The 4,088-nt window shown below is 66.6% G+C and carries 1 protein-coding gene; it reads left to right on the top strand.

The window, feature by feature from the left end:
* The coding region (locus K8I01_12250) for a hypothetical protein (GenBank protein ID MBZ0221188.1) at window positions 1-4,088 on the top strand (4,088 nt) is incomplete at both ends.

Here is a 4,088-nt window from a genome sequence, read left to right as displayed (position 1 = left end):
TCGACCAACGGCACGGGGACCGTTCGGCGGTACGAGTTCGACTACCGCAGCGGTCGCCTCTACTCGGTGTTCATCACGCCCAGTGACAACTCCACCGGGCATCCGCGCGCCTCACACGCCACCGGCGAGAACGCCACGATCGGCGGCGTCGCCACGACGGACGTCGAGCCCGAGCACATCGAGATCTACAACATCTACGACACGACTTGCGTCTGCAAGAAGCCGGTCGAGAGGCGGGTGCGCTCGACGCGCGGCGGGGTCACGGTCTCGCGCGTCTCGAACTTCACCTACGACCCGCTCACGCACTTGCTGCTGAGCCGGAAGGAGCCCAACCCCGAGGCCGGCTCCGGGACGTACCCTGCGCAGATCGAGTGGACCTACACCTACACGCAGGCCAAGGGAACGAGTCAGGACTGGGGCGCTTGGCTGCCGGCGACGGAGACGACGCCGGATGGCAGCTACACGTACACCTACATCGACTGGCTTGCGCGCACAGACTCCGTGGGCCACGGCATGGTGCCGCGCACCATGACCCGGAGCATCACTGGGATTCGCCGCCAGGACTCGCTGAACGGCGCCGTGACCACCTCGTCTACGCCGGTCACGCAGACCGTGTGGCGCAACCTGTCCAACCTGCCCGGCAGCCTGCCCAAGATGGGCAACGTGAACGGCCAGGTGCGCAAGACGGTCGACGGCGACGGCGTGGAAACGGTGTTCGAGTTCGCCACCGACGGCTTCGTGACGGCGCAGATCTTCGGCGGGGACATCAAGACGACGTACGCCTCGGACGCCATGGGCCAAGTGACCAGCGTCACCAGCAACGACGGGTCGTCGGTGCCCGCAGTCACGACAGTCGGCCTTGTGGCCAGCATCGGGGTGCCCGCTGAGGTGTCGAGCACGAGCGGCGGGCTTACCCGCCACGCCGTTGGGCTCTACGACCGGTGGGGCCACTTGTCGGTCGTGCGCCGCAACAACCTGGCGTCCAACGGCAGCAAGCCGAACGAGTACCCGCAGTCGGGCAACACGGCGCGTGATTGGATCGAGCTGCAGGCCGTCTACCACCACACCAAGCTGATGGAGGTCTACGAGGACCGACTGCCACTGAACGCCGCCGCGGGCACGGGCCAGTTCCTCGTCACGTCCTACAACTACGGTGCGGATGGCCGGCTTGCTTCGGTCGTGCACCCGAACGGCAGCACGACGACCTACACGTTCGACGGCTACGGCACGCTCTACCGCTCGGTGACGACGGACCCGACCGGCCTGCAGTCCGTGAACTCGCCGAAGACCTTCGTGAACCAGTTCCTCGAGGTGACGGGCTCGTACCAGTACGACGGCACCGCGCACCTTTGGACGCTGGTGACCCGCAACGCCGCGGGCGCGATCATCGAGATCCAGGAGCCCGCGACGGCAGCACCCGCGGGCTACACCGGCTCGACCGGTGGTGCGACCCACACCTTCGAGATCGACATGCTGGGGCGGCCGACCGTCGCCAAGACCTGGAGCGACGCCACCAAGACGACGCTCCTGGAGAGTCGCGAGATGCGCCACGACCAGTTGGGGCGACAGATCTGGCAGCGTGATCAGGTGCTTGGCTTCGGCAGCGGCACCCGCGACGTGGCCTGGACCTACGTCGACGGCAAGGCCTCGCAGTTGCTCTCGAAGGTGGGCACCGGCGTGAGTGCCACGACCTACTCGTACTACTCGGCGACGGGGTTCCTGCAGGAAGTGCGGGACGGCTTCAGCACCGGGAACACCGCCACCTACTACTACCAGAACAAGACGCCGTTCCTGGCCAGCGTGGTGCGCACCGACCTGGACCCGGTCAGCACGAGCGGGACCCGGGTGACGACCACGGACTACGCGGTGGACCCCTTCGGGCGGTTCCTGACGGTCACGCAGCTGGGCGACTCCACGACGGTCCCGAACAACCAAGTCTACTCGTACGCATACAACTCGCTGGGTCTGGTGGACAGCTACACGGGCCCGGGCGGGCGCGTGCAGAAGTTCCTGCCGGATGCCCTCGGGCGCGTGGTGCAGCACGTGCGCGTCGGGGCCGGCAACGACTACATCGACAACCGAGCGTCGTTCGAGGACTCCGGCGCAAGCGATGGTAGGACCAAGGTCACGCGGAAGGACGGTCTCGGCAACGAGACGGTCACCCACAACGACTTCGCCGGGCGGCCCTTCATCGTCCAGAACCCGGGTGGCAGCGAGGTGCCTTCTTCGTCGGCCAAGTACAAGCCGATGTGCCTGTTCGCGGAGTACGACGGCGCGTCCCGCCTGTCGGCGCTCTACGACGGCGACCAGGGCAAGACCCTCTTCTGGCGAGACGGCCAGGGTCGCATGATCCAGCGTCAGCTCGACGGCTACGCGGACAACGTCATCGCCCTGTTCAACACCAAGGACGTGATCAAGCGCGACGCGATCGGTCGCATCGTCGAGAACGGCTACTGGGGCGCCGCGAACAACGGGGTCCCGCAGGGTCTCGAGCAGTTCGACACGGACAGCCTGGGCCGAGTCCATCAGGCGCGGTTCCTGTCGGCCTTTGCGCCGTCGCACACGTTGACGGTGAGCTCGACGTTCTCGGATGGCAACCCGTACCGCGAGACGCTGAGCTACGGTGGGTCGCTGAGCCTCGAAGGTGCGAACATGTCGTTCGGGCACGACGCCATCGGGCGTCTCACCGAGGTGCAGTGGAACAAGGCGCCTGGGGCCTCGGGGGCAGCTCGGGTGCTGGCGCAGTACAGTTGGGCCGGCGGGTTGCGGCGCCAGCGGACGGTGCGCTACGGTAGTACGGACTACCCACAGGGCGTCTCGACGTTCAGCTTCGACCCGCTCGGCCGCCTGACGATGATCCGCGACAACGTCTACACCGACGCGACGACTTGGACGACGAAGTCTCAGTTCGAGTACGCGTACGACGAGGCCAGCAACCTGACGAAGGAGATCTACACCAAGGTCGGCGGGGCAGTTGGCGATCGGTTCGCCTACGACGCCTACGACCGGCTGACGCAGGGCTGGATGGGCGTGGACGCAACCACGATGGGAAACACCGCGAATCCCACCGGATTTGACGCGTCCCACATGCACGAGGAGCTGACCTACGGCCTCGATAACGCCAACAACCGCTACAGCAGTTCCACGCAGACCGGAAGCGATCCGTCCGTTACCGACTACACCATCGAGGCCGGAACCAACCGCTACGACAAGGTCACCGTTCCCGGCGCGACGACGGATCCGATCCTCACCTACGACAAGCGCGGCAACCTGACCTACGACGGCCGGCTGGTCTACAAGTACGACTTCCTCAACCGCCTGCAGGAAGTGTGGCGCGTGCTGCCGGCTGGTGATCCCGCGGGGGACGGCGAGAAGTTCGCCGAGATCCAGCCCGGGTCGCTCGACCAGGCGCGCGAGGACGTGAAGGTCGACATCCCCGACATCTACTCGCGCCTGGCGCGGGAGCACACGGACCCGGTCTTCCGGGCGCGCCTGCGCGCGACGATCTCGGGCGGCGTGGTGCGCATCACGCCGACTCCGGGCGGCGGCGGCAGGTCGTTCTCACTGCCGGTGACCGGCCAACTCGAACTGGTCGCGGTCTACGTCTACGACGCATTCAACCGGCGCACGATGTCGGCGCTCGTGGACCCGCAGTTCAGCGAGACGCAGATCCACGCCTGGGACGGCTGGCGGCAGGTGTCGCAGCACAAGCTGGAGCTCGTGAACGGCTCCTGGCAGGCGACGCCGACGAAGCAGTTCGTCTGGGGCAGCACGCTGGACGAACTCGTGGCTTACCGGCGGCTCAACGGGTCGAGCTGGGAGAACTACTACCTGCTCCACGGCGGCCAGGACACGGCGGCGAAGCTCGTGAACACGAGCGGCGTGGTGGTGGAGCAGTACGAGTATGACCCCTACGGGCGGGTCAGCGTTTACGTCGGGTCGAGCACTCATCCGGTGGCGTCGTCGTCCTACGGGCTGCCGTTCCTGTGGAAGAGCATCCGGCTCGACGAGATCACCGGGCTCCTGCAGATGCGGAATAGGTACTACTCCACGGAGTTGGGGAGGTTCTTGACGCGGGATCCGCTGGG

This window comes from Deltaproteobacteria bacterium, from assembly GCA_019912665.1.
Lineage (GTDB): Bacteria > Desulfobacterota > GWC2-55-46 > GWC2-55-46 > GWC2-55-46 > UBA5799.
This window is presented reverse-complemented; position numbering and strand designations above follow the sequence as displayed.